Source organism: Streptomyces spiroverticillatus, assembly GCA_014650415.1.
GTDB lineage: Bacteria > Actinomycetota > Actinomycetes > Streptomycetales > Streptomycetaceae > Streptomyces > Streptomyces spiroverticillatus.
Genome location: BMUX01000004.1, coordinates 303480 through 328582, shown reverse-complemented (window position 1 = coordinate 328582; position 25103 = coordinate 303480). Strand labels below are relative to the sequence as shown.

At 72.0% G+C, this 25103-nt stretch carries 20 protein-coding genes; 16 read left to right on the top strand and 4 right to left on the bottom strand.

All coding sequences use genetic code 11. The annotated features are described in order from the left end of the window. Positions 1 to 46: 46 nt before the first annotated feature. Complete coding sequence (gene zapE, locus IE269_RS12955) at positions 47 to 1156, bottom strand: cell division protein ZapE (RefSeq protein ID WP_189823023.1); 1110 nt, start codon at positions 1154 to 1156, stop codon at positions 47 to 49. A gap of 36 nt (positions 1157 to 1192) precedes the next feature. Between zapE and IE269_RS12950 the strand changes: the two genes are divergently transcribed. The 9 genes from IE269_RS12950 to IE269_RS12910 all read left to right on the top strand — a co-directional run bounded on the left by IE269_RS12950 (position 1193) and on the right by IE269_RS12910 (position 9856). Further along, positions 1193 to 1966 (top strand): pyrimidine reductase family protein, encoded by a 774-nt coding sequence (locus IE269_RS12950; RefSeq protein ID WP_189823022.1) that lies wholly within the window; start codon positions 1193 to 1195, stop codon positions 1964 to 1966. 184 nt (positions 1967 to 2150) lie between these two features. Then, positions 2151 to 2621 (top strand): indole-3-glycerol phosphate synthase, encoded by a 471-nt coding sequence (locus IE269_RS12945; protein ID WP_189823021.1) that lies wholly within the window; start codon positions 2151 to 2153, stop codon positions 2619 to 2621. Positions 2622 to 2667: 46 nt separating this feature from the next. Beyond that, positions 2668 to 4083 (top strand): UDP-N-acetylmuramate--L-alanine ligase, encoded by a 1416-nt coding sequence (gene murC / locus IE269_RS12940; protein ID WP_189823020.1) that lies wholly within the window; start codon positions 2668 to 2670, stop codon positions 4081 to 4083. Between the two features lie 14 nt (positions 4084 to 4097). Beyond that, the gene (gene msrB, locus IE269_RS12935; RefSeq protein WP_189823019.1) at positions 4098 to 4505 is read left to right on the top strand and encodes a peptide-methionine (R)-S-oxide reductase MsrB; all 408 of its coding nucleotides are present in this window, start codon (positions 4098 to 4100) and stop codon (positions 4503 to 4505) included. Between the two features lie 116 nt (positions 4506 to 4621). Continuing rightward, entirely contained in the window at positions 4622 to 6994 is a 2373-nt protein-coding gene (locus IE269_RS12930; protein WP_189823018.1) for a DUF4132 domain-containing protein, read from the top strand. Next, complete coding sequence (locus tag IE269_RS12925; RefSeq protein WP_189823017.1) at positions 6982 to 7377, top strand: hypothetical protein; 396 nt, start codon at positions 6982 to 6984, stop codon at positions 7375 to 7377. The genes IE269_RS12930 and IE269_RS12925 overlap by 13 nt, the downstream gene beginning before the upstream one ends. Before the next feature lie 141 nt (positions 7378 to 7518). Beyond that, on the top strand, positions 7519 to 8322 hold the full coding sequence (locus IE269_RS12920; RefSeq protein ID WP_189823016.1) for a LamB/YcsF family protein: 804 nt from the start codon (positions 7519 to 7521) through the stop codon (positions 8320 to 8322). Between the two features lie 2 nt (positions 8323 to 8324). Further along, positions 8325 to 8990 (top strand): 5-oxoprolinase subunit B family protein, encoded by a 666-nt coding sequence (locus IE269_RS12915; RefSeq protein ID WP_189823318.1) that lies wholly within the window; start codon positions 8325 to 8327, stop codon positions 8988 to 8990. After that, entirely contained in the window at positions 8987 to 9856 is an 870-nt protein-coding gene (locus IE269_RS12910; RefSeq protein WP_189823015.1) for a 5-oxoprolinase subunit C family protein, read from the top strand. Before IE269_RS12915 ends, IE269_RS12910 begins: the two co-directional genes overlap by 4 nt. A 33-nt stretch (positions 9857 to 9889) precedes the next feature. On the opposite strand, the gene IE269_RS12905 is transcribed toward IE269_RS12910, so the two are convergent. Beyond that, positions 9890 to 10954 carry a LuxR family transcriptional regulator gene (locus tag IE269_RS12905; protein WP_189823014.1) on the bottom strand — a complete coding sequence of 355 codons (1065 nt, stop codon included), beginning with the start codon at positions 10952 to 10954 and terminating at the stop codon, positions 9890 to 9892. 159 nt (positions 10955 to 11113) lie between these two features. Here IE269_RS12905 and IE269_RS12900 point away from each other — a divergent pair, with 159 nt between their 5' ends. The 5 genes from IE269_RS12900 (at position 11114) to IE269_RS12880 (ending at position 13491) form a co-directional block, all read left to right on the top strand. Continuing rightward, positions 11114 to 11299, top strand: a complete 186-nt coding sequence (locus tag IE269_RS12900; protein ID WP_189823013.1) for a hypothetical protein — start codon at positions 11114 to 11116, stop codon at positions 11297 to 11299. Between the two features lie 27 nt (positions 11300 to 11326). Beyond that, positions 11327 to 11500, top strand: coding sequence for a hypothetical protein (locus IE269_RS12895; protein ID WP_189823012.1), 174 nt, complete (start codon positions 11327 to 11329; stop codon positions 11498 to 11500). Between the two features lie 219 nt (positions 11501 to 11719). Beyond that, positions 11720 to 12241 (top strand): stress protein, encoded by a 522-nt coding sequence (locus IE269_RS12890; RefSeq protein ID WP_229897609.1) that lies wholly within the window; start codon positions 11720 to 11722, stop codon positions 12239 to 12241. Between the two features lie 47 nt (positions 12242 to 12288). Beyond that, the gene (locus tag IE269_RS12885; RefSeq protein ID WP_189823011.1) at positions 12289 to 12804 is read left to right on the top strand and encodes a stress protein; all 516 of its coding nucleotides are present in this window, start codon (positions 12289 to 12291) and stop codon (positions 12802 to 12804) included. Positions 12805 to 12987: 183 nt separating this feature from the next. After that, positions 12988 to 13491 carry a lamin tail domain-containing protein gene (locus IE269_RS12880; RefSeq protein WP_438817545.1) on the top strand — a complete coding sequence of 168 codons (504 nt, stop codon included), beginning with the start codon at positions 12988 to 12990 and terminating at the stop codon, positions 13489 to 13491. Positions 13492 to 13572: 81 nt separating this feature from the next. Here the strand turns inward: IE269_RS12880 and IE269_RS12875 are convergent, their stop codons facing one another. Next, the gene (locus tag IE269_RS12875; protein WP_189823010.1) at positions 13573 to 19515 is read right to left on the bottom strand and encodes a DUF5979 domain-containing protein; all 5943 of its coding nucleotides are present in this window, start codon (positions 19513 to 19515) and stop codon (positions 13573 to 13575) included. A 737-nt stretch (positions 19516 to 20252) separates the two neighbouring features. Further along, positions 20253 to 22439 (bottom strand): GTPase-associated protein 1-related protein, encoded by a 2187-nt coding sequence (locus tag IE269_RS12870; RefSeq protein WP_189823009.1) that lies wholly within the window; start codon positions 22437 to 22439, stop codon positions 20253 to 20255. A 370-nt stretch (positions 22440 to 22809) separates the two neighbouring features. Between IE269_RS12870 and IE269_RS12865 the strand changes: the two genes are divergently transcribed. Continuing rightward, complete coding sequence (locus IE269_RS12865; RefSeq protein ID WP_229897607.1) at positions 22810 to 24297, top strand: aldehyde dehydrogenase; 1488 nt, start codon at positions 22810 to 22812, stop codon at positions 24295 to 24297. Then, on the top strand, positions 24294 to 25028 hold the full coding sequence (locus IE269_RS12860) for a gamma-glutamyl-gamma-aminobutyrate hydrolase family protein (protein ID WP_189823007.1): 735 nt from the start codon (positions 24294 to 24296) through the stop codon (positions 25026 to 25028). The genes IE269_RS12865 and IE269_RS12860 overlap by 4 nt, the downstream gene beginning before the upstream one ends. The last annotated feature ends 75 nt before the right edge of the window (positions 25029 to 25103 follow it).

Here is a 25103-nt window from a genome sequence, read left to right as displayed (position 1 = left end):
CCCCTTCACAGGTCTTCGTAGGTCAAGGAAAGTGACGCCCTCGAACCTACTGCGCCACCAGACCCTTCGCGTCCCGCGCCAGGGCGGTCAGCCGGGAGATCGCCCGGAAATACTTCTTCCGGTAGCCGCCGTTCAGCATTTCTTCACTGAACAGCTTGTCGAAGGGCAGCCCGGACGCGAGCACCGGCACCTCGCGGTCGTACAGCCGGTCCGCGAGCACCACCAGCCGCAGCGCCGTCGACTGGTCGGGCACCGGGGTCACCCCGGTCAGGCAGACCGCCTTCAGATCGTCGGTCAGCGCCCCGTACCGGCTCGGATGCACCTTCGCCAGGTGATCCAGCAGCGCCGGGAAGGCGTCCAGGCTCGCGCCCTCGGTCGCGTACGCGGCCTTCGTGACCTGCTCGTCGGTGTACGGCGGCGGGGCCTCCGGCAGGCCCCGGTGCCGGTAGTCCTCGCCGTCGATGCGCAGCGGCCGGAAGTGCGCGGACAGGCCCTGGATCTCCCGCAGGAAGTCCGCGGCGGCGAACCGGCCCTCGCCCAGCTTGCCCGGCAGCGTGTTGGAGGTGGCCGCGAGCGCGACCCCGTTCTCGACCAGGCGGCTGAGCAGCGAGGACACCAGCACGGTGTCGCCCGGGTCGTCCAGCTCGAACTCGTCGATGCACAGCAGCCGGTGCCCGCTGAGGGTGTCCACCGTCTGCCGGAAGCCGAGCGCGCCGACCAGGTTCGTCAGCTCCACGAACGTACCGAAGGCCTTGAGCTGCGGTTCTGCGGGCGTCGCGTGCCACAGGGAGGCCAGCAGGTGCGTCTTGCCGACGCCGTACCCGCCGTCCAAGTACACCCCGCGCGGCCCGGAAGCCTTCACGGGAGCCTTCTTCGCGAACCAGCGCCGCTTCCCGGCCTCCGGCGCGGGCCCGAGCCCCGCCGCGAACGCGCTCAGCACCCGGACCGCCTCGGGCTGGCTCGGCTGCTGGGGGTCGGGGATGTACGTGTCGAACCGTACGGAGTCGAAGCGCGGCGGCGGCACCATCTCCGCCACCAGCCGGTCGGCCGGGACGTGCGGCTCGCGGGCGGACAGGGAGAAGGGGGCCGCGTCGGCTATGGGGCTGCTGGGGCCCTGAGCGGCGGATTTCGACGGAGACGGCTGTGAGGACGACACAACCGTCCACTCTATGTGCCGTGCCAGACTGCCCCCATGCGACGCCTGTTCCCTGTGACCGACGAAACACCCGCCGCCGCCTCGGAAGGGGCCGGGGACTGGAGCCTGGACGTACTGGCCGAGGCTTACGCGTACCCCTCGGACGCGGACGTGTGGCTGCGCGCCAACATGGTCTCCACGCTGGACGGCGCGGCCCAGCACGACGGCCGCTCCCAGCCGATCTCCTCCGACACCGACATGCGGATCTTCGGCACCCTGCGGGCGCTGGCCGACGTGATCGTGGTCGGTGCGGAAACGGTACGGCTGGAGGGCTACCGCCCCGCCCGCGCCCGCGAAGCCTTCGCCGAACACCGTAAATCCGCAGGTCAGAGCCCTGTTCCGGCCATCGCGGTGGTCAGCGCGAGCCTGGACCTGGACTTCTCCCTCCCCCTCTTCACCGAACCCCTCGTCCCCACCCTGGTCCTGACCGGTGCGACGGCCCCGGTGGACCGGATCCACGCGGCCCGCGAGGCGGGGGCGGAGGTGCTGATCGCCGGGGACGGTGCCCGGGTGGAGACGGACAAGGCGGTACGGGCCCTGGCCGACCGGGGCCTGAAGCGCCAGCTCACCGAGGGCGGGCCGAGGCTGCTGGCCCAGTTCGTCAGCGACGGCGTGCTGGACGAGCTGTGCCTGACGCTGTCCCCGATGCTCACGGCGGGCCGGGCCCAGCGGATCGCGGACGGGCCGGGGCTGGATGTTCCGGATCGTTTCGAGTTGGCGTCGATTCTGGAGGAGGCCGGGTTCCTGTTCACCCAGTACCGTCGGAAATAGTGCTGCATGTGATCATTTGCCGCAGGCTGACAAACGGCGGAATTTGTCGTTCCGCTTAGATCTCCGTGGGCACACTTAACCCCAGCGGTCCCCGTGCCCGCACGGGGAAGGATGGTTTCCGCAAGGGCAGAGTCCGCATGGGCCCGAGTCCGCAAGGGCCAGAGAAGGAGAAAGGGCGCCCGACATGTTCACGAGCGTATTGATGATCGAGAAGCCCCTCACTGCGGCCGACGTGGAGTTCGTCACGACCCTGCACGGGGACGAGCAGGTCTCGTTCGTGGTGCTGATGCAGCCGCGGGGAGACCAGGCCGACGTACTGCTGAGAGCCATTGACGACGTGGCCCTGGGCGAACTGGACGAGGCGGTCCACGAGGGCGCCGAGCCCGAGGGCGCCGACGCCCTGCCGGTCGCCGAGAAGGGCCTCGACGTCTCCCTGAAGGCGCTGCGCGCGGCGGGCTGCGAGGCGGTGGGCCGGGTGGTCGAGGACCACCCCCTGGACCTGCTGAAGTCCGTCGTCGACGAGACGGGCGCCGACGAGGTGATCGTCCTGACGGCCCCGCACTACGTCGAGGAGTTCTTCCACCGCGACTGGGCCTCGCGGGCACGCCACAAGGTCGGCGTCCCGGTGCTCAAGCTCTTCTCGCACAGCGAATAGGCTGGGGCCTTCCTTCCGCCCAAGTCTGATACGTACGGAGCACCGCATGGCACCCGGCATCCCCACCGCCCTGGACCGACCGCACTTCATCGGCATCGGCGGCGCCGGAATGTCGGGCATCGCGAAGATCCTCGCCCAGCGCGGCGCGAAGGTCGCGGGCAGCGACGCCAAGGAGTCCGGCACCGCCGAGGCCCTGCGCGAGCTGGGCGCGACCGTGCACATCGGGCACGCGGCGGGCAACCTGGCGGACGACGCCACCAGCGTGGTGGTGTCGTCCGCCATCCGCGCCGACAACCCGGAGCTGGTGCGCGCCGCCGAACTGGACATCCCGGTCGTCCACCGCTCCGACGCCCTGGCCTCGCTGATGAACGGCCTGCGGGCCATCGCCGTCGCCGGCACCCACGGCAAGACGACCACGACCTCCATGCTCGCGGTCGCCCTCACCGAGATGGGCCTCGACCCCTCGTACGCCATCGGCGGCGACCTCGCCGGACCCGGCACGAACGCCCTGCACGGCGAGGGCGACATCTTCGTCGCCGAGGCGGACGAGAGCGACCGCAGCTTCCAGAAGTACGACCCGCAGGTCGCCATCGTCCTCAACGTCGAACTCGACCACCACGCGAACTACGCCTCGATGGACGAGATCTACGAGTCCTTCGAGACCTTCGCCCGCAAGATCGTCCCCGGCGGCACCCTCGTCATCAACGCCGACCAGGACGGCGCGATCGAGCTGACCACGCGCCTGCGCAACGACGACCTCCTGAACATCGTCACGTACGGCGACTCCGCCCAGGCCGACGTCCGCGTCCACAAGATCACCCCGCGCGGCCTGACCAGCGAGGTCACGGTCCTCCTCAACGGAAAGTTCCTCACCTTCACGGTCTCCGTCCCCGGCGCCCACTACGCGCACAACGCGGTCGCCGCCCTCGCCGCGGGCGTGGCGCTCGGCCTCCCGGCGCACAACCTGGCCTCCGCCCTCGGCAAGTACACGGGTGTCAAGCGCCGCCTCCAGCTCAAGGGCGAGGAGCAGGGCGTGCAGGTCATCGACTCGTACGCGCACCACCCGACCGAGATGACCGCCGACCTGGAAGCCATGCGCGGAGCCACGGCTTCCGACCCCTCCGACTCCCGCCTCCTGGTCGTCTTCCAGCCCCACCTCTTCTCCCGCACCCAGGAACTCGGCAAGGAGATGGGCGAGGCCCTCGCCCTCGCCGACGCCTCGGTCGTCCTGGACATCTACCCGGCCCGCGAGGACCCGATCGAGGGCATCACCAGCGCCCTGATCATCGACGCCGCGAAGGCCGCGGGCGCGGACGTGACGGCCGTCTCCGACGCCTCCACCGTCCCCGACGTGATCGCGGGAATGTCCCGCCCCGGCGACCTGGTTCTCACCATGGGCGCGGGCGACGTGACGGACCTCGGCCCGAAGATCCTGGCCCGCCTGGCCGACGCCGACAAGTAAGGGGACTTCAGGTCATGCCGTACGACATCGAAAAGCCCGACGAGCAGTGGCGCGAGGAACTGACCCCCGCGGAATACGCCGTGCTCCGTCAGGCAGGCACCGAACCGGCCTTCGTCGGCGAGTACACCGACACCAAGACCACCGGCGTCTACTCCTGCCGCGCCTGCAACGCCGAGCTCTTCCGCTCCGACACCAAGTTCGACTCCCACTGCGGCTGGCCGTCCTTCTACGACCCGAAGGACACCGACGCGGTCGAACTGCTCTCCGACACCTCCCACGGCATGACCCGCACCGAGGTCCGCTGCGCCCGCTGCGGCTCCCACCTGGGCCACGTCTTCGAGGGCGAGGGCTACCCGACCCCGACGGACCAGCGCTACTGCATCAACTCCATCTCGCTGCGGCTGACGCCGGACGAGGGCTGAGCACGGGAAATCTGTACGGCACTGCGCCCCACCGGATCAGTCCGGTGGGGCGCAGTGCCGTCTGTGCGGGATCGCTTTGCGGCGGCGTTGTCAGTGGTGGCTGTCATCATCGCGGCATGACTGATGAGGGGTTGGGGGCGGCGCTGGTCTCGGAGGAGGCCGTGCGGCTGATGCGGGTGCTGACGGATCCGGAGTTCGAGGGGACGGCCGGGTACGAGGACCTGCCGTACGTGTCGGACGCGGAGTTGGGGGAGTTGGCGGCTGCCGCCTACACGCTGGTGAAGGATGCCCCGCACCGGCGGATGCGGGCCCGGTTCGCGGTGGAGGAGGCGTGCCGGACGCGGCAGCCCAGGTTTTCGCCGGATGCTTGCCGGCGGCTGTTCGAGGGACTGGTCCGGGGGCTGGAGACGCGGAAGTGGGCGGATCTCACGCTGGGCGTGCGGGCGTTGGTGCGCTGCACGGGGGAGTGGCCGAAGGTCTCCGGGGAGGCGCGGGTGCTGGTCGGGTACCTGCTGGAGGAGAGCCGGAGGGACCAGCCGTATGCGTTGCTGACCGTGGCCGGGCTCGCCGGGCGGGATGAGTGGGAGGCGGTCGCCGAGGCGCACTGCCGGGACCAGGGGCCGATCGCGGCGGCGGAGGTCGCGATGCTGGGCGAGCTGGAGCCGGTCCAGCGGGCGTGGGTGGCGGAGACGGACACGGCGTACTCGCACACGTCGCCGGCGGCCGACGAGGAGGTGTGGGACCGGCTCGCGGGGACACCTGCGTACGTGGCGTTCGTTCGGCGGGCGCTGGAGGAGGCGGTCGGGCACGCGGAGGCGATACAGGCGGGGAGTGTGCCGTACCGCGCGGACAAGGCGTTCACCGAGCGGGAGGTCGGGGTGCTCGGGAGGGCCGCCCGGGTGGCGCTCGTACGGGACGAGTCGTGGCTGCCGGGGCTGTTGGACCGGTTGCTGCCCGCTATTGCGGTCGCCCCGGGGGAGAGGGTCAAGACGCTGCCATCGCAGGCGTTGCTCTACGAGCTGGTGCGGGCCGGGACGGATTTCCCGACGCCGGAGCTGGTGACCGCGGTGCGTACGGCCCGGGCGAAGGTGCGGCATGCGGGCGTGCCCAAGCAGCTGGACAAGATGCTGAAGCGGACGGAAGCGGCTCTGGCCGAGCGGACCGAGGTGGCGCTGCGCATGCCGGGGCTGGGGTTCGGCGCGGAGGGTGTGCTGCGGCGCGCGGCGGGCGAGTACGAGGCCGTCGTCACGGTGGAGGATGCGGGCGTCGTCCTGGGGTGGGAGCGGGAGGGGCGTCCGCTGCGGTCGCTGCCGGCGCCGGTGCGTCGTGAACACGCCGGGTTGGTGAAGGAGTTGAGGGAGCTGGTGCAGCGGGCGAACGTCCAGCTCGGCACCCTCGCCCGGGCGCTGGAGGGGGGCCTCACGGCGGAGGTCGTTCATGCGTACGGGTGGTGGCGGGAGGCGTTGCTCGGGCATCCGCTTGCCGGGAGTGTGGTGCGCCGCCTGATCTGGGAGGTGGAGACGGCTCCCGGCACGTGGCGGGCCGTGCTGCCGGAGGTCGGGGAGCTGCCCGAGGTCGCGGACGACGCGGCCGTACGGCTCTGGCATCCGATACGTTCCGAGCCCGCCGAGGTGCGGGCCTGGCGGGACCTGCTCGCCGAGCGGCAGTTGCGGCAGCCGTTCAAGCAGGCGTACCGGGAGATCTACCTGCTCACCCCGGCCGAGCGGGAGACCTGCGACTACTCGAACCGGTTCGCCGCCCACCTGGTGCACTACCAGCGGATGGCCGCCCTCTTCCGGGCCCGGTCGTGGAGCGGCGACCGGCTCGGGGCGTGGGACATGGGCGGCGAGTCCACGGCCGTACGGACGCCGGCGGGCGGGGAGTGGCGGGCCTCCTTCGACCACGGCCTCGCGGACTGGACGGACGAGCACCTGGTGGCCGCCACCGACCGGGTGCGGTTCGAGCGGCGGCACGACGGCGAGTGGCGGACCGCGCCGCTGGCCGAGGTGCCCCCGCTGGTCTTCAGCGAGGTGATGCGGGACGTGGACCTCTTCGTCGGGGTCACCTCGCTGGCCGCCGACCCGGAGTGGGCCGACGAGGGGCCCCGGCGCGCGTACTGGGAGAGGGCCGGGTTCGGGGAGCTGACGGCGACCGCCGAGGTGCGGCGGGAGGCGCTGGAGCGGCTGCTGCCCCGGCTGAAGATCGCCGACAGGTGTGCGCTGGAGGGGCGGTACCTGGAGGTGCGGGGGGAGTTGGGGACGTACCGCATCCACCTGGGTTCGGCGAACGTGCTGATGGCACCGGACGACACCTACCTGTGCATCGTCCCGGCCAAGAAGGGCGGGCCCTCGGGGAAGGTCTTCCTGCCGTTCGAGGACGAGCGGCTGTCGGTGGTGCTGAGCAAGGCGTTCCTGCTCGCGGACGACGCGCGGATCACGGACGAGTCGATCCTGGCGCAGATCAAGAGGGGGGCCCGATGGCAGGGGTGACGTTCCGGGACGAGACGGCGACGGGCCGGCCCGTCGCGGCGGCCTTCGGGGCGGACGGACTGCCCGAGCGGATGACCGTACGGGAGCTGATCAGGCTCCGGGTGCGGGAGGAGGTCGCGCGCTACCACGCGGATCCCGGCTCCCACTTCCGGGGCCTCGTCCGCCCGGAGGCGGCGGAGGCGGACCTGAACGGCTACCGGATGCCCGAACCGCGCCGCCTCGACTGGCACCGCCAGGCCGCCGTCGCCGAACGGGCCTTCCTGTCCAACGGGTTCTTCGTGCTGGTGGGGGACCGGCAGGTGGAGGAGCTGGAGGAAGTGGTGGAGCTGGGGGAGGGGACGGAGGTGGTGTTCGTGAGGCTGGTGGCGTTGGCGGGTGGGTGAGGTGGCCCTCTGGGCCCGAGCGCTCCTGCATCATCCGCGCATCCCTCGGGCAGTAAGGTATTGCTCAACAATCCCACCATCCCGTCGTACGGATGAGCGGCGGACGGTGAGCAGTCGCGAAGGGACCGTGGAGGTACGTCCATGAGCGCAGCACCGGCACCCGTCGACCCTGTCGATCCCATCGACCCGATCGGCCCGATCGACTTGAACGCCGACCTCGGCGAGGGCTTCGGGCGCTGGGTCCTCACCGACGACGAGGCCCTCCTCTCCGTCGTCACCAGCGCCAACGTCGCCTGCGGCTTCCACGCGGGCGACCCCGCGACCATGCGCCGGGTGTGCGAACTGGCCGCCGAGCGCGGGGTACGGATCGGCGCGCAGGTGTCGTACCGCGACCTGGCGGGCTTCGGGCGACGCGCGATGGACGTCCCGCCGGACGAGCTGGCCGCCGAAGTGGCCTACCAGATCGGCGCGTTGGAGGTCTTCGCCCGAGCCGCCGGCTCCCGCGTCTCGTACGTCAAGCCGCACGGCGCGCTCTACAACCGCACCGTCCACGACGCCGAACAGGCGGCGGCGGTCGTCGCCGGAGTCCGCCTCGCGGGCGGCTTCCCGGTGCTCGGCCTCCCCGGCTCGCAGCTCCTGGCAGCGGTCGCGGAGGCCGAACTGCCGCCCGTCCCCGAGGCGTTCGCCGACCGTGCCTACACCGCGCAGGGCACGCTGGTCTCCCGTCGCGAGCCGGGGGCCGTGATCCACGACCCGGACGCGGTGGTCGCGCGCGCCGTGGCAATGGCCACCGTGCGCGAGGTCACCGCCCTGACCGGCGAGAAGGTCCCGGTCCGCGCCCGCTCCCTGTGCCTGCACGGGGACACGCCGGGGGCGGCGGAGCTGGCCGCCCGGGTCCGTGCCGAACTGCTGGACGCAGGAGTGCAGTTGGAGGCCTTCGCGTGACCATGGACGCCTCCCCCCTCCACACCCTCCCCATGGGCCCGCACGCCCTCCTCGTCGAACTGGACGACCTCGCGCACGCCCAGGCCCTGCACGCCGAGGTCCTCCGGCGGCGGGCCGCCGGCACGCTGCCCGCCGTGCGGGACGTGGTTCCGGCCGCACGGACCGTGCTGCTCGACGGAGTCGCGGACCCGCACGGTCTCGCCGCCGAGATCCGGACCTGGCGCATCCCGCCGCTCACCGCCGACGCGGGACGGCTGATCGAGATTCCGGTCCGCTACGACGGACCCGACCTGGCGGAGGTGGCCGAGCTCTGGGGCATGCCTGCCGAACGCATCCCGGCCACCCTCGCCGCACTCGAACTCCGGGTCGCCTTCTGCGGGTTCGCCCCCGGCTTCGGATACCTCACCGGTCTGCCCGAAGAGCTGCACCTGCCCCGCCGGGCCACCCCGCGCACCGCCGTGCCCGCCGGATCGGTCGCCCTCGCGGGCGAGTACGCGGGCGTCTACCCGCGCTCGTCACCGGGCGGCTGGCAGCTGGTCGGGTCCACGGACGCCGTCCTCTGGGACCCCCGCCGCGAACCGGCGGCACTGCTGGCCCCGGGCGCGCGGGTGCGCTTCACGGACGCCGCTGCCGCTTCCGCCGCCTCCGTCGAGCAGCCCCGCACGTGACCCCCGCCGCAGCCCTCGACGTCGTACGGCCCGGGGCCCTCACCACCGTCCAGGACGAGGGCCGCCCCGGCCACGCCCACCTCGGCGTCCCCCGCTCCGGCGCCCTCGACGCCCCCGCCCACCGCCTGGCCAACCGCCTCGTCGGCAACCCCGCCGACGCCGCCACGCTGGAGACGACTCTCGACGGCATCGCCCTCCGTCCTCGTACCCCTGTGACCATCGCCGCCACAGGCGCTCCCGCACCCGTACGGATCGACGGCCGACCGGCCGCCTGGGGCGCACCCGTGCACGTCCCGGCCGGAGCCCTCCTGGACATCGGCCGCGCGACCGCCGGACTCCGTACGTACGTCGCCTTCTCCGGCGGCATCGACGTGGAACCCGTCCTCGGCAGCCGATCCACTGACCTCCTCTCCGGCCTCGGACCCGCACCCCTCACCCCCGGCGCCGAACTCCCCCTGGGCATCCCGTACTTCACCCCGCCAGCCCCGGACGCGGCCCCCTGGCAGGCCCCGCCCCGCGAGCTGGTCCTCCCCCTCCTCCTCGGCCCCCGCCACGACTGGTTCACCCCCGAGTCGCTGCGCATGCTCGCCGGACCCGGCTACCGGGTCTCCCCGGCCGCCAACCGCATCGGCCTGCGCACGCAGGGCCCCGCCCTCACCCGCGCCAAGGAGGACGAACTCCCCAGTGAGGGAATGGTGTTGGGAGCCGTCCAGGTCCCCCCGGACGGCCTCCCGGTGGTCTTCCTCGCCGACCACCCGGTGACGGGCGGCTACCCGGTGATCGGCGTCGTCCCGGAGGACCACCTGCCCGCGGCCGCCCAGGCGGTCCCGGGCACCCCGATCCGCTTCGTCGTCCGGGACAGGTGAGCGAGGCACGGGCCCCGGCGCAGGCGCCCGCTCTCAGCCGCCCGGTCCCGAGCGGGACGGCGGGGCGTCGGGCGGTGCCGGGACCGCAGCATCCTGGGCGTGGGTGCGCAGGGCGAGCAGGTAGCCCGCCTGGAAACGGCTTTCGGCACCGAGTTCGGCCATGAGTTCCGCGACGTGGCGTCGGCACGTGCGCAGCGACATGCCGAGGCGGCGGGCGATCACCTCGTCCTTCATGCCGCTCGCCAGGCTGCCCGCCAGCGAGGTGTGCAGCTGGAGCGCGGTTGCGGCGGAGTACGAGGCGGCGAAGGGCTCCGCGAGGTCCCAGGCGTGGGCGAAGACCGAACGCAGATAGGCGACCGCCGACGGCTCGCGCAGCACCACGGCCGCATCGGGGTTGTCCCACACCGGCAGGAACGCGGTGGAGCCGTCGAAGACCAGCATCTTGTGGAAGAGCTCCCCGAGCGTGCGCACCTCTCCGCCTGCCGCGACCACCGCCTGCACGTACTCCTGGGTGCTCGGGCTGTAACGGGCGGTGTGCTGGTACAGCGTGTGCAGCCGCACGCCCCGGCGCAGCAGGTCCAGATCGCGCGGCAGGGCCCGTTCCAGGTGTCCCGCCGGACGTCCGCCGCCCGGCTGCACCGTCAGCACCTCCTCGGTGCAGCGGGCCGCCGCGTCCCCGATCAGCAGCATGACCCGGTCGCGCGACGTGACGACCTCGATCGCGCCGGAGTCCGTGCTGCGCCGGGAGCTCTCCTCGTACAGGGGGATCAGCGCGCTGAGCCGTTGGCGGACCCGGGCGAGGTCCTCCAGGCGGCGGTGCAGGACGTGTTCCTCGGGGCCGAGCAGTTCGGCCGCTGCGGTGTACGGACTGACCGCCCGCCAGCGCGGCCCCGCGGCGTCCGGGTCGAGCGCGGCCAGGCAGCGGCGCAGCAGCCCGCCGGCCAGCACCTCCGCCCGGTCCTCGGTCGTGCCGAGGGCCCCCGCGAGGGCGGCCGACGACTGCGGCCCCTGCTCCAACAGGTGCTGGTAGACCCGCAGTTCGTCGTCGGCGAGGTCGGATTCCCCGTCCGACACCCCCGGCGCAGGGGCGGTTCCCATGGTTATGTCCAAAATTTCCCCCTCCATTTCCTGCCACGCATCTTGTTGAGGGGCGACGCTTCTGGACCGTGAGTTCCGTGCGGGGGATTCTTGAGTCACCGGAAAGGAAAACCCGCCGGATTCTCCCCGGAGAATTCGAATCCCCCTCTGGAGGGCACCATGAAGAACCTCGCTCGATTCCTCTGCGCCGCCGCACTGGCCGTCGGTATCGCCGGTGGAGCTACGGTGACCGCCTCGGCCCAGGTGGCGAGTGCGGCCTCCGTCGCGGACCCCGCCTGCCCGCCCGCCAAGCCGGGGGACACCGAGTGGAACACCCCGGCGACGCACTGCCCCGAGCCCCTCTAGTCACCGTACGACTCCCTGGAAATCGTGATGTCTCGCCAACATCGAGGCCCCCGCCCAGGTCGGCGGCCGGTACTGCTGCTCCTGCTGTGCGCCGGATGCTGCGCGGTCCTGCTGGCCCGCCGGCTCGCCGCCACCCCGTACGAACGCGGTGCCCCCGGCCTGCGGACGGACGCGGCGGAGCACTTCCGCACCTCGTGGTGACGGAAAGCGCGCGGAGCGGCCGCACCCCGAGAGCGGTGCCATTGAAGCAGTCGTACTCCAGGTAAGGGGAGAAGTCGGCGGGACAATGCCTGAATTCGGCCTGCGCCGGTCCTGAATTCGTCCCGCTCTTCCTTTCCGGCCTCCCTGAAGTCCCTGAACCCCGTGTGTACTCCCCGTCGAATTCATTCGACTCCGAAGAAGAATCGAAGGAGAAATGTCATGAGCATGAAGAGCAAGCGCATCGCCACCCTGGTCGTCAGCTCCGTCGTCGCCGCGGGCATCCTGCTGCCCTCCGCCGCCGCCCACGCCGCCGAGGCACCGGCGCCCCGTCCCGCCGTCGCCCAGCACACGGCCCCCGGGGACATGACCATCCAGGGGGCCAAGGTCGACGTGGCCTCCGCGGTCCTCGACATCACCCAGAAGATCATCAACATCGTCACTGACGCCATCGAGCGCAAGCAGAACCGCGAGGGCTACGTGAAGAGCCTCATGGAGGGCTCCTTCTACCAGTCCGGCGAGCGCTACAACGTGATGGTCATCAACAACAGCGTCAGCCACTCCACCAACCTCCGGGGCGTGGTGTACGACGCGAAGGTCAGCGGCATCCACGGCACCTACCGCGTCCTGGTCTTCGAGTCCGGCGACTTCGTCAACCACGGCGACGGCGGCTGGATCAACTGGGCCTTCCGCGGCTGGTTCGACCGCAACGGCGGCAACGTGACCTTCCACCGTTCCTGGTAGCACCTTCCCTTCTCCCCGCCTTCCCTTCCTCTTCAAGGAGTTCCGACATGCGCCGTCCCACCGCTCTCGCCACCCTCGCCCTGACCGCCCTCGCCTTCACCGGAACCGCAGTGCTCCCCGCCCATGCGGCCGAGCGTCCCGCCGCCGTCAGTAGCGTCGCCCCGCAGGCGGACGCGTCCGGAAAGGCCGCGATCCAGGGCAAGGGGGTCACGGTCACCGTCTCCGCGGACAAGCTCGGCTCGGGCAACGCCGTCGCCGAGGCGCTCAGAGGCATCAACACCGACGACCGCGGGAGCTTCGTCCAGCAGGCCGTGGAGAAGGCGTTCAACGCATCGGGCGGCCGGCACAACGTCATGCTGTTCAACCTGAGCCAGGGCTACGACGACCGCTTCTCGAACGTCAAGATCTACGCGAACGTCAAGTGGGGCAACGTCTACTACGGCCTGTGGATCTTCGAGAACGGCGAGTTCACGAACACCGGTGACGGCGGCTGGATCAACTGGGGCATGTACGGCTGGTTCGAACGCAACGGCGGCCACGTGAAGTTCAACCGTTCCTGGTGACAACTCCCGCCTGAACAAGGGCAGTCGAAAGGCCCCGCGCTCCGTGCATCGGAGTTGCGGGGCCTTCGGCGCGGGCTCGGGCGGAGGTCGCGATTCGGTGAACACGCCTCTGGGGGCGGGGACTCGTGGTGGCATATTCTCCAGAGGTCCACAAAGTGTGGATCTTGTGAATGGGGGTTGTGCATGCTTCGCAAGAACGGCGTACGGATGGCCGTCCCGGTGGCTGCCGGGGTGGTCGGACTTCTGCTCGGTGCGGTCGCACCGGCCGAGGCTGCGCCGAAGCATCAGGGGGGTGTCCACTTCGGGTTCATCCAGTACAACGGGCCCGGCGCGGACAAGGGGTCGAACGCGAGCCGGAACTCCGAGTTCGTCCAGATCCACAACGCGGGCCGCTCGGCCGTCCAGCTCCAGGGCTACAAGGTCCGCGACAAGAACGGCTGGACGTACACCTTCCGCTCGCTGAAGATCGGCGCGGGCAAGACGGTGACGCTCCGCACCGGCAGCGGCCGCAACACGGCCACGAATGTGTACTGGGACCACCGGTACCGGGGGCGTGCCGCCTACGTCTGGAACAACAGCGGCAAGGAGACCGCGACCCTGTACAACGCCAAGGGCAAGAGCGTCGACTCCTGCTCTTGGAAGGGCAAGGGCCACGCCTCCAAGGCCGAGAGCGTGAACTGTCACTGAGGTGACGGCCGCACGCCACTGCCCCGCACCGGTCCGACCGGTGCGGGGCAGTTGCCGTAGCAGGAGGGTTCGGGCGAGCGGCTACCCCTTCGGCTTCACCGGCTTCGACGGGAAGGTGTTGGTGACGCGCACCCACGCGTCGCCCTTCGCCCGTACGACACCGTCCGTCGCCCCGCCCGGCGTACCCGGGTCGGAGTCGCGGACCGTCACCTTCGCCCGGGGCGGCACCCGCGTCTCCCTCGCGGAGCAGATCGAGCCCTCGGGGACGGTGAAGGTCCGGCTGCGGCCGGGCTGGAGGTCGAAGTCCACGTTCAGGAACGGGACTCGGGCCCCCGGCGCCGTGCAGGTCGCCCGGAAGGAGAAGGGGCCGGGGCCGCTCCCCACCACCTGCTTGGAGACCGTGAACCGGGCCTTCGCGGGCGGCGGCTTCGGCGTGAAGGTGTTGGTCGCCGTGACGGTCAGGGCCTCGGAGTCCTTGCCGCCGATGACGACCGCCTTCGCCGGGGTGTCGTGGTCGACCACCGAGCGGGTCGCCCCGCCGTTGTCCGGCTCGGTCGCCCAGCAGCGGGTGCCCGCCGGGAGCGGGAAGCCGAGGTCGTCGACCGTACGGGAACCGGCTGCCGTGAAGGTGTAGCGGCGGCGGTCCACCAGCAGCAGGTCCTTGCCGTCCTTGGTGCGCAGCGTGCAGGACAGGGCGAGGACGAAGGGACGGCCGGCCGGGGTGCCGACGACCTTCTTGGCGAGGCGGAGCGTGCCCGTCTCGTACGTGTTCTTCGCCGTGACCGTCACCTGCGGGGCGTCCTTGGTGACGACGACCGCGCTGCCGTGGCTGCCGTGGTCGACGTCCGTGTGCGTCGCGCCGCCGTCGCTCATCTCCTCCGCCCAGCAGCGCGCGCCGATCGGCAGGTCGCCCGGCACGTTCAGCGTCTCGCCCGCCCTGACCGTGTACCGCTTGCGGATCACGAAGGCGACGATCGGGTCGCCGTCCGGGCTCTCCGCCTCACGGATGCAGGTCACACGGAACTCGTACGCCTTCGCGTACGGGGCCGTCTCCGGGGCGCCCTCGATCTCCTTGCGGAGGGTGAGGCGGCCGACCGAGAAGGTGTTGGTGAAGTCGACGGCGACGGTCGGCGTCGTGCCGCCCTTGGTGACGGTCACCGGGCCGACCGGCTTCGGCGTCTCGTCGGCGCCCGCCGGGTCGATCTCCTCCACCGTGCACTCCGCGCCGACCGGAATGTCGTCGACCTGGCCGGTGAGGGAGGGGGCCCGCGCCGTGACCGTACGGACGACAGCGTCCTTCTTGCCGTTGAACGAGCACAGCACCCGGAAGCGGAACGTCCGGTCGGCGAACGCGGTGCCCGGCCCCTCGACCTGCTTCAGGACCCGCAGCGAGCCCGTCGGGAAGTCGTTGGTGACGGTGAGCCCCGCCGTCTTGCCCGGCACGGAACCGATGACCGCGACGTCCGTCGACGAGGAGTCGGTCGCCTTCACCTCCACCGAGTCGGCCCCGCCCCGCCCCGGCTCGGTCGCCGTGCAGCGCGTGCCCTCCGGCAGATCGTCGAGCGGGGTCTCGCCGTCCCCGTGGAAGGTGAGGTCCTTCGGATAGCCCGGGAGCTGGGTGTCGCGGAAGCGGCAGTCCACCCGGACCGTGAACGGCCCGTCGCCGAACTCCTCCGCCGCCGCGCCCGTCGTCCGCTTGCGGACCTTCAGGGCCGCGTCGACGTACGTGTTGGTGATCTCGATGTGCTCGCCGCGCTCGTCCGGCGTCGCCGGGGTGATGACGACGATCTGTGCGTTCGGCATGCCCATCCGGTTGCTCTTGAAGCCGTTCGAGGCGATCTCCCAGACCGCGCAGCGCGCCCCGGCCGGAACGCCCACCAGCGACATCGGGTTGTACGGGGTGAACTCGAAGACGCCCTCGCGCACCACCTGCGGCTCGCCGCCCTCGGGGGTCACCGTGCAGCGGTACCCGGCCTTGTACGGGCCGAGCGGGACACCCTCCGGCGGGTTGACCTCGATCTTGTCGACACGCAGGTTGCCGAAGCGCATCCCGATGCCGACCTTCGGCGGCTCCGTCGCAGGCAGGTCCGTCTTGCGGCCGTTCTGGATGACGGTCTCGGAGTGCGCGAAGGAGTTCCAGGCGACCGCAGGGTCGCCCGGCTGGTCCAGGTCCACGGGCGACGACATCGGCATCCGTACGAAGACCTCGCCGCCCGGCGGCAGCGGCGTGTCGAAGGTGACCCGCATCTCGACGCCGGTGGCCTCCGTGGTGTGCCCCGCCTTCCAGTCGGCCTTGGCGCAGTCGCGGCGCGGGGTGGCGATCAGGTCCGAGCAGGGGTTGGCCACCGTCGCGTACTTGGTGTCCAGGGTGCCCGGACCGGTCAGCACGGGGGCGCCGTTCAGACGGGGGCGCGGGGTCCACTTGGTGCCCCGGTCCTGGTTGCCGAGGAGGACGCCGGTGTCACCCTGATAGGGGAACACGTCCAGGAGCCGCACCTCGGTCGTCGCGTCCGTACCGGAGTTGACGGCCCGCAGCAGGTACTCGAAGCGATCGCCGGGCTGGATGAGGGCGATGCACGGGTACTGGGTGTACGTGTCGCCCTCGTGGGTGAGGACCGGGCAGGACGGCGAGTCCAGCTTCACGTACTTCTTCGTCACCGTGTTGTAGAAGCCCAGCTTCTCGTCGCCCGCGACCCACTTGCTGGCCTCGAAGGCGGTGCCGGGCAGGGTGGTGATCTCGGCGCGCGAGGTGCAGAAGCGGCCCTCGCCGTAGTTCACGGTGTCGTCGACGCGCTCGCCGTCACGGCCGGAGTTCTTCTGGCACTCCAGGTCCTTGTTGACCTCGGAGCCCGCGCCGAACACGTTCTGGATCACCGAGTCGCCGGGCACGCCCGGAGCCAGCTTCACCTGGTACGTCACCTTGATCTCCGCACCGGGCAACAGCGCCCAGTCGGGGAACCGCCAGCGCACGTGGGTGACGCGTCCGTCCGGGCCGCGCGTCGGCTCGTACACCGGCTGCGGCGGATCGGGAGTGCCGGCCGGCACCTTGAAGGTGACGCGGAACGGCAGACCGTCGTCACCCGCGTACGAGGCGTCGAAGCGCAGCAGTTCCGGCATCGGGTCGGCGATGACCAGCGAATTGACCGCACCGGTGCCGGTGTTGCGGACGGTGAGGGTGAACGGTGCGGTCTCGCCCGGTCCGATGCGCGAGTCGGGGCCCTTGGCGACGCTCAGCTTGCCGCGCCCCTCCTGGACCTTCAGCGTCGCCGTGCTGTCCCCGAACGGGAACGAGCCGTCCGGCGGCTGGAGCCGGCTCGACCCCTTGGCGCTGGCCGTGTCCTCCAGGGTCTCGGGGATCGGGGTGCCCGGTGCCGAGCGCAGGTTCTCCCGCGCCGCGACCTTGAAGCACACGATGTTCGGGCAGGCGCCGCGCCGCTGGGGCTCGCCCGGCACGAGCACGTACCCGCCGCCGGAGTGCGAGAACGTGAACCGCAGCCCCTGTACGTCGGCGGCCTCGACGCCGGTCGGCAGACCGGGCGTGCTGGATCCGGTCGCCGTTCCGTTGACGTACACCGCGGAAGGCCCGCCGCACGCAGCGGTGCAGGCGTCGACCCGCACCTGGTCGGCGCCCGGCGGGAAGGTGACACCGGTGATGCGGACGAAGTCGGCGGCGTCGAAGAAGTCGGCGTCCGCGTCGGTGACGACCAGCTCCTTCAGGTTGACGTTTCCGGTGTTGCGGGCCTCGATCCGGACGTCGGGCTCCTGGCGGGTGACGCCCGGCAGGGTCTTGGCGACCACCGAGGGCGAGATCGTCTTCTGGATCGAACCGCCGCTGCGGGCGGGCTTGGTGACGTTCGGCTCGCCCGTGCAGACGTTGTCCTGCACGACCCGGCCGCCCGAGGTGATCTGCGCGCAGTTCTTGAAGGAGACGTCGTCGCCGACGCCGTCCCGGCGCTGCACGACCACGTCGACCATGATCCGCCCGTCCGGCGGCAGACTGCCGTCCGCGAGCCGGGCACGCACGCCCTTCGCGCGCGTCAGGAGTGCGGAGTCGCCCGCGTTGTACGTGACCCACTTGGCGGCCGTCGGGTCGTACACCTCAAGCAGCACCGGCAGCCCGGACGGCTGGCGGTAGCGCAGCTTCAGCTCGGTGAGCCGTACGACGTCGAAGGGGTTCCCGGCAGCCGTCGGGTCGGCCGGGTCGGTGATGGCGGGACGGTCCAGTGCGGTGGTGCCCGCGTTGGCGAGGTCGAGGGTGAAGGTGACCGGGGTGCCGGGCGGGATCTCGGTCTTGTCGGAGGACTTGGAGGTACGGATGTCGTCGTGCGGGTTCTCCGGCCGCAGGCTCTGGCAGGCGGTGCCGGAACCGGAACCGGAACCGTCCACCGGGTTGGTCGCCGAGACGTCCGCGCAGTTCGCGATGCCGTCCTTCGCGTCCTGGGCGACGGCCTTCTCATTGAGATTGCCGTGAATGGCGAGATGCGCGATGGCATTCGGCGCGATGGTGCCGCTGCCCTTGGCGTCCGTGCCGCGGAAGGTGATCGAGAACTGCTTCGGCGGACTGCCGCCCGGGCAGCCGGTGTTGGGGAAGGACTGGCGGGCGGGCGCGGGGGAGAGCTGGAGCGCGGCCGGCGACGAGCCGTCGCGGCAGACGACGGTCAGGGTGGCGGAGGTCGCCTCCTTCGGGAACTCCACCGCCATCTTCGACGCGTCGAACTTGTCGAACTCGCTGACCGCGGTCGCCGAGGGCTCGGTGATGGTCAGCGTCGCGACCGGGAAGGACGCGGTGTTGCGCGCTCCGACGACCATGGTGACGGGGGCCTTGGTGCCGATGAGGGCGGTGCCGTCCTCGCGGTAGTTCCCGTCGGTGTCGGAGTAGTAGCTCTTGGTCCCCTGCACGGTGGCGATGTTGGGCAGGATGTCGTGGGTGGCACAGGCCTCCGTCCCCTTCACCTCCCCCACCACACTGTCCTTGCCGCTCACCGACGAGCAGTTGCGCACCTGCTGACGGGTCGTCGGATTGATCGCCTTGCCGCTCGAACGCTCGGTGTCCCGCAGCTTGACGTCGAAGGCGACCTGACCGCCGGTGGTGTCGAAGGGCAGCTTGGCACCGGAGGCGGCGGTGAACTCGAACTTCACGCCGGTGATGCGGTCGGGGGAGACACCGGGAGGGAGCGGGACGCCGGGCCCCGCCCCGATCGGCCCGGCGGTGAATTCATTTGCTGCGCAAGGTGAGTTGACCGGCTTCGTGCACACCATCACCCGCACCCGGTCCGCCCCGGCGGGCCAGCGCTTGACGGGCCCGACACCGGTCACGTCGAAGTTCTCGTACGTCGCGGGAGTGGTGTCCCCGACGGTCAGCGCGGTGACGTCGGCGGAGGCCGAAGAACCATTGCGCACCCCCAGGGTGATCGTCGACCCGTCCCCGGACTGGGCGACGGTCGACGTGTACGACCACTGCTTGGTGGTGGCGGGCCGCACGACGCGCGGGACACGGACGGTGACCTCGGCGGAGGAGGACGCCGGCTCGGCGTTGTCCGCATCAATGCTGGCGGTGTTCGGGATCTTCGCGCCGTCGGTGAGGGTGGTCTCCACCGGCACCCGCATCCCGATCGACACCTCGCGGCTCACCCCGGCGGGCAGCCCGGTGGCCCCGGCGGGGGCGGGCGGACTGGCCAGCGGCTCGGTGAAGAGGATGGTCAGCTTCCGGGTGGCGCGGTCGTAGGTGACCGTGCGGGTGTCGGTCGACTTGGGCAGCGAGGTGATGTCGAAGTCGGCCGGGAGGACGTCCTCGACGACGGGGTTGATGCAGGCCGTCGTCAGGGACGAGCAGGAGGCGGTGAGGGTGTACGAGAAGACGCCGCCCGGGTCGAGGGGCATGGTCGCCCCGGTGACCCTCTTGGTGATCCCGACATCGGCGTCCGCGACGCGCGCGGAGGCGCCGGGGGCGGCGGCGAGGGTGCCCGCCAGGGAGGACAGGAGCAGGGCGGTGGCCACGCTGCTCCGGATGATGGGCTCCCGCACGTGGGCTCCTTGGGGGTCGGGTGGGGGGTACCGACAGCTCTCGACAATCCGGGCCAGGCTCACATGGCTGACCGGATTGTCGTACTTATCCGGGCTTGGGCTCCCGTGTGTCTTGCCCGATTGGCGGTACGGGGCCGTGCTGGGGGCGGGTGTGGCGGCCCCGGGGCTGTGCCGCTGTGCGGCTCCGCCGCGTGGGCGCGCTCTGTCCGCGCGGGCCGCTCTGTTTCCGTGCCCCTTTAGGGGCGCGGGGCTGTGCCGCTTCTGCGGCTCCGCCGCGTGGGCGCGCTCTGCCCGTGCGGGCCGCTCTGTTTCCGTGCCCCTTTAGGGGCGCGGGGAACTGCGCGACCAGCCACGACGCTCCTGCACGGAACCGTGCAATTGCCCCGCGGGTTTAGGTGAAGGGGCGGGGCTGGGGACCCTCTTGGCCCAGCGGGCCGGTGCTTCACGTGCCCGGTGCCGGGAGGCGCTCCGAGGCCCCCGGGGCTGCGCGCATCCGGTGTGCCAGGTGCGGGCAGGGGCCGGTGTCCGGGTGGGCCCGGATCGGGCGGGCCGCCCCCTTGCCCGCCCGTTCCGCCCCCGGGGGGCGGCCCCGCCGCCCAAGGGGGCTGGGGAAAGAGGAGGGGGGCGCGGCCCGGCGCCCGGGGGCGAGGGAAGGGGCGCTCGAGGGGGGTGAGGCAGCGCCTGGTGGAGGTCAGGGGGGCGGCGCCCGGAGGGCCCGGGCGCCGGAGATGCCCCGGTCAGCGCCGGCCGAAGCGGCGGGCCAGCCTCCCCAGCGTGCCCCCCGGCTTGTGCCAGGCGCGGAAGTCGGCCGCATGGGACCCACCGGAGCGGTCCAAGTGGTCCAGGAGGGAGGCGATCTCACGGGTCGTCATGTGCTGCAGGGCAGGACGGAGGACCTCCTCCAGAAGCGCCCCCCGCGCCTCGTCCCACACCCCACTCGCCCCCACCTGCGACGTCCACGCCATGAAGCAGTCCGCCGCGTAGGAGGGAGCCGTCCGCAGCCGGTCCAGCAGCGGAGCCGTCCGCGCCACCGCCCCGTACGCCCCGATCAGCTCCGCATCCCCCGACCGCGCCAACGCCGACAGCTCGCCCACCGGCCGCTGCTCCGACAGCAGATCCCGCGCGACGAGCCCGAACGTCCGCTGGAGGACGGTCGGCTCCACCGGATGGGCCGCCGAGCGCAGCGTCAGGGCGGTGGCCACCGGCCCCGCCCCCGCCCGCCCCTCCGCCAGCGACTCCGCGAACTCCAGCATCCGCAGCGCGCCCAGCTGCCGCGCGTCGATCTCGTGCGGGAAGCACCGGATCAGGTCGGCGGCGAGCGGCGTCACGTCGGGGTCGTCGGCAGGGCCCTCCAGCGCAGCCCGGATCAGCTCCGGATACGTCCCCGCCGTACGGTGCGCGTCCGAGCCCGTCTCGCCCAGGATCCATCGGGCCTCCTGCGGCGTGGGCAGCAGGTTCTCCGGCCAGACCAGCCGGAACCCGGTCCGCAGCACCAGGGGTTCGATCATCGGCGACACCCCGGCCGCCCGCAGCACCGTGTGCAGCGTGGAGTCCCGGTCCGCACCCGTCTCGCGGGACGCCCCCGGCAGCGGGTACGCCGCGCACATCCGCAGGTGCGGGAGCCCGTCCGGGACGCCCCGCACCAGGTCCGCCGTGTGCAGCAGTCGCACGACCGAGAAGGGATTGTCAGGAGCCAAGTCATCCAAATGGACCAGGAGTTGGGCGTGCAGCGCCGAGTGCCGTTCCAGTGCCTCGCGGACCGCCGCACTTCGCGCCCGCTCCGGGTCTGCCAGCAGCTCGTGGGCGAGCTGGCGCGCCAACTCCGGTACGGCGGTGGGGTTGTCGTCCTCGGCCGCGAAGAGCGCCGCCAGCGGGGCCAGGATCTCGGTGGGCACCTTGCCGTCGACGCGCTCGGCGAGCCGGGCCAGGGCGTCGAGTTCGCCGTCCGGGCGGGAGCCGGGGACCGGGGCGCACAGGGCCCCGATCAGGGTCGGCCAGTCGGACGCGCTGAGCCCGTCCGCGTGCTGCTCGGCCCACAGGGCGGCGGCCGTCCGCCCCAGCGAGTCCAGCGGCACCCCGGCGCTCAGCGCGGTCGCGGCGAGCGGACCCTCCTCGAACTCCCCGTCCACCAGGGAGGGTTGGGCCGCGGCCCGCTTGAACAGCTCGGGCCGCCCCGCCAGCCACACCTGCGCGGCCACCGCGGCCCACGCGTCGCCGACCTCACGGGCCGCCCCCGTACCCGTATCAGAGGAACCCGTACCGGAGGAGCCCGACGCAGGCCGGTGCACCCGGAATCCCGCCGCCGGGAACACCACGTCCGGCGACGTGCCGATGATCTGCTGGAGCGCGTGCTCCGGCCGTTCCGCGTACGTCGTGAACGTCAGCCCGTGCGCGTGCTCGCGCGGCAGGGCCGCCCCCACCACCGCCACCCACCGCGCGATGTCCGCCGGGTCCTCCTCCACCAGCACGACCGGCTGCGCCCCCGGGTCCTCGCACAGGGCCCGCACATCGGCCAGTACGCCCGCCAGCCGTCCCCCGCACGCGGCCGCGAACGCCGCGAGCCCCTCCCGGTCGAAGAACCCGGCGGCCGGGGTGAGCAGGTCCAGCGGCTCCGGCGTGCTCCCCGGTGCGGGCGCGACGGGCGTCCAGCGCGGCGAGTCCCACGCGGTGACGGGCAGCGCGCCGCCCGGCAGGCGCTCCCCGGCGGGCAGGTGGACGGCGTGGGTGTGCGCGGCCCCGGTCTCGGGGTCGGTCGTCGTGCGGCTCAACAGGCGGCTGCCGTCGGAGAGTTGGGTGAGCGAGAAGGCCTGCGCGGGGAACGCCGCGAGGACCTCCTCCGCCTCGTCGAGCAGGTCGCGGGGGACGTCGGGGCTGACCGCCGTGAACCCGGCGGCCGAGGTGTAGTGAAGCTGGGCCAGGCTCATGCGGGTCGCTCGCTCCCTTGGTGCGGTGGGTGGGACGACAGGGGGTGTCGTGCCGGGGGCGTACCCCGACAGGGACGTGGTGCCGGGCGTACGGGCCTCGTGCGTGCGCTTCTCGCGCGTACGGGGCGTATGTCGGCACCTCCAAGATCACTCGTCCCTGTGACGGACCTATACCAGCAGATCCCGGCGTTGCTTGCTGTGCTTTGCGGGATTTTCATGCTCGTAAGTGGGGTGGAAACGGACTCGTCACGACTCTTGTGGTCGCCGCCGCCGTCCGCTTATCGTTTGGGATCAAATGGAAACGCGGTGGTGCTGCCCGCCGGTCCGACGTCCCAGGCGACCCCGTCGCGAACTCCGGAGGTACCCCACAGTGGACATTTCGTACGAGAGCTGGCTGCTGCGGGCGAAGGCCCTCCGGCACCCGGCCGGCCATCACATCGACGGCCGCGAGGAGCCGGGCGGCGGGGCCGACTTCGCCGTCGTCTCGCCGCGCGACGGCCGCGAGCTGACACGTGTCGCCGACGCGGGACAGGCCGAGGTCGACCTCGCCGTCGCCGCCGCCCGCCGCGCCTTCGACCACGGCCCCTGGCCGCGACTGGCCCCCGGCGAGCGCGGAAAGGCGCTGTTCCGGCTGGCCGACCTGATCGAGGAGCGGCGCGCGGACCTCGCGCTCACGCTCAGCCTGGAGATGGGCAAGCCGATCTCGGACGCGTACGGCATCGAACTGCGCGCCCTCGTCAACACCTTCCGCTACTACGCCGGACTCGCCGACAAACTCACCGACGAGGCCCCGCACACCGCACCCGACGCGCTCGCCCTCGTGACGCGCGAGCCCGCGGGGGTCGTCGGCGCGGTCGTCCCGTGGAACTTCCCGCTCACCCTCGCGGGATGGAAGGTCGCCCCGGCACTGGCCGCGGGCTGCACCGTCGTACTGAAGCCCTCCGAACTCTCCCCGCTGTCCGCCCTCCTCCTCGGGCGGCTCGGCACGGAGGCGGGCCTGCCCGACGGCGTGCTCAACGTCGTCGCGGGCGACGGCCCGACCGCCGGACGGGCCCTCGGCCTGCACCCCGGCGTCGACGTGCTCGCCTTCACCGGATCCACCGCCGTCGGCCGCCACTTCCTGCACTACGCCGCCGACTCCAACCTCAAGCGGGTCTGGCTGGAACTGGGCGGCAAGTCCCCGAACATCGTCCTGCCCGACGCACCCGACCTGGACCAGGCCGCCGCCACCGCAGCGTGGGGCATCTTCTTCAACCAGGGCGAGATGTGCACCGCGCCGTCCCGCCTCCTCGTGCACTCCTCGGTCGCGGACCGGGTCGTCGACGCGGTCGTCGCCCGCGCCGAGACCCTGAAGGTCGGCGACCCGCTCGACCCGGCGACCGAGATGGGCGCACTGGTGCGGGAGAGCCACCTGGAGAAGGTCCTGGACCACATCGCCGCAGGCCGCGAGGGCGGCGCCCGGCTGCGTACCGGAGGCGTACGCATCCACCAGGAGACCGGCGGCAGCTACCTCGCACCGACCGTCTTCGACGCGGTCGCCCACGACTCGCGCCTGGCCCGCGAGGAGATCTTCGGACCCGTCCTGTCCGTCTTCGCCTTCGACACGGTCGACGAGGCGGTACGGCTCGCCAACGACACGGAGTACGGCCTCGCCGCCGGCCTGTGGACCGCGAACCTCTCCACCGCCCACCAGGTCTCCCGCCGCCTGCGCGCCGGAACGGTCTGGGTCAACTGCTACGAGGAGGGCGACCTCACCGTCCCGTTCGGCGGAATGAAGCAGTCCGGCAACGGGCGCGACAAGTCCGCGCACGCGCTGGAGAAGTACACGGAGCTGAAGACGACCTGGATGCAACTGTGAACCCTGCTGCGACGCGACCCCTGATCGGCCTGCCCAACCGCTTCGCCGCCACCACCTCCGCGCTGCGGTACGCCGCCGAGGTCACCGCGCGCGCCCTGGTCGACGCGGTGTGGCGGGCCGGCGGCGAGCCGTTCATGCTGCACCCGTACGCCCCGGACGGCGTCGCCGACCCCGCCGAGGTGGCGGCCCGCATCGCCCGCTGCGACGGTGTGCTGCTGCCGGGCGGCGGCGACCTCGCCCCGCAGGCGTACGGCGCGCTCGACACGCACGACAGCGTGTACGACGTGGACGCCGAGCAGGACGCCTTCGACCTGGCCGTGGCACACGCCGCGCTCGACGCGGGCACCTCCCTCCTCGCGATCTGCCGCGGCCTCCAGGTCGTCAACGTGGCGCTCGGCGGCACCCTCCACCAGGACATGGGCGGCCCCGAGCACGAGCACCGCCACCTCGTCCACCCGGTGAAGCTGACGCCGGGCTCGGTCGTCGCGCGGGCCGCCGGGACCGACAAGGTGGAGGCCTCCTGCTACCACCACCAGCGCGTCGACGCACTCGGCTCCGGCCTCGTCGCCACCGCGCTCGCCTCGGACGGAACCGTCGAGGCCCTCGAACTCCCGGACGCCCGGGGCTGGTTCACCGCAGTCCAGTGGCACCCGGAGGACACCGCGCCGCAGGACCCCGCCCAACAGGGCCTTTTCGACGCGCTGGTGCGCGCCGCCTCACGTACGGCCTGATCCCGTACTGGCGCTCTCTCCTTACCCGCGTACGGCCATCGCCCACGGCCATCGCCCACGGCCATCGCCCACGGC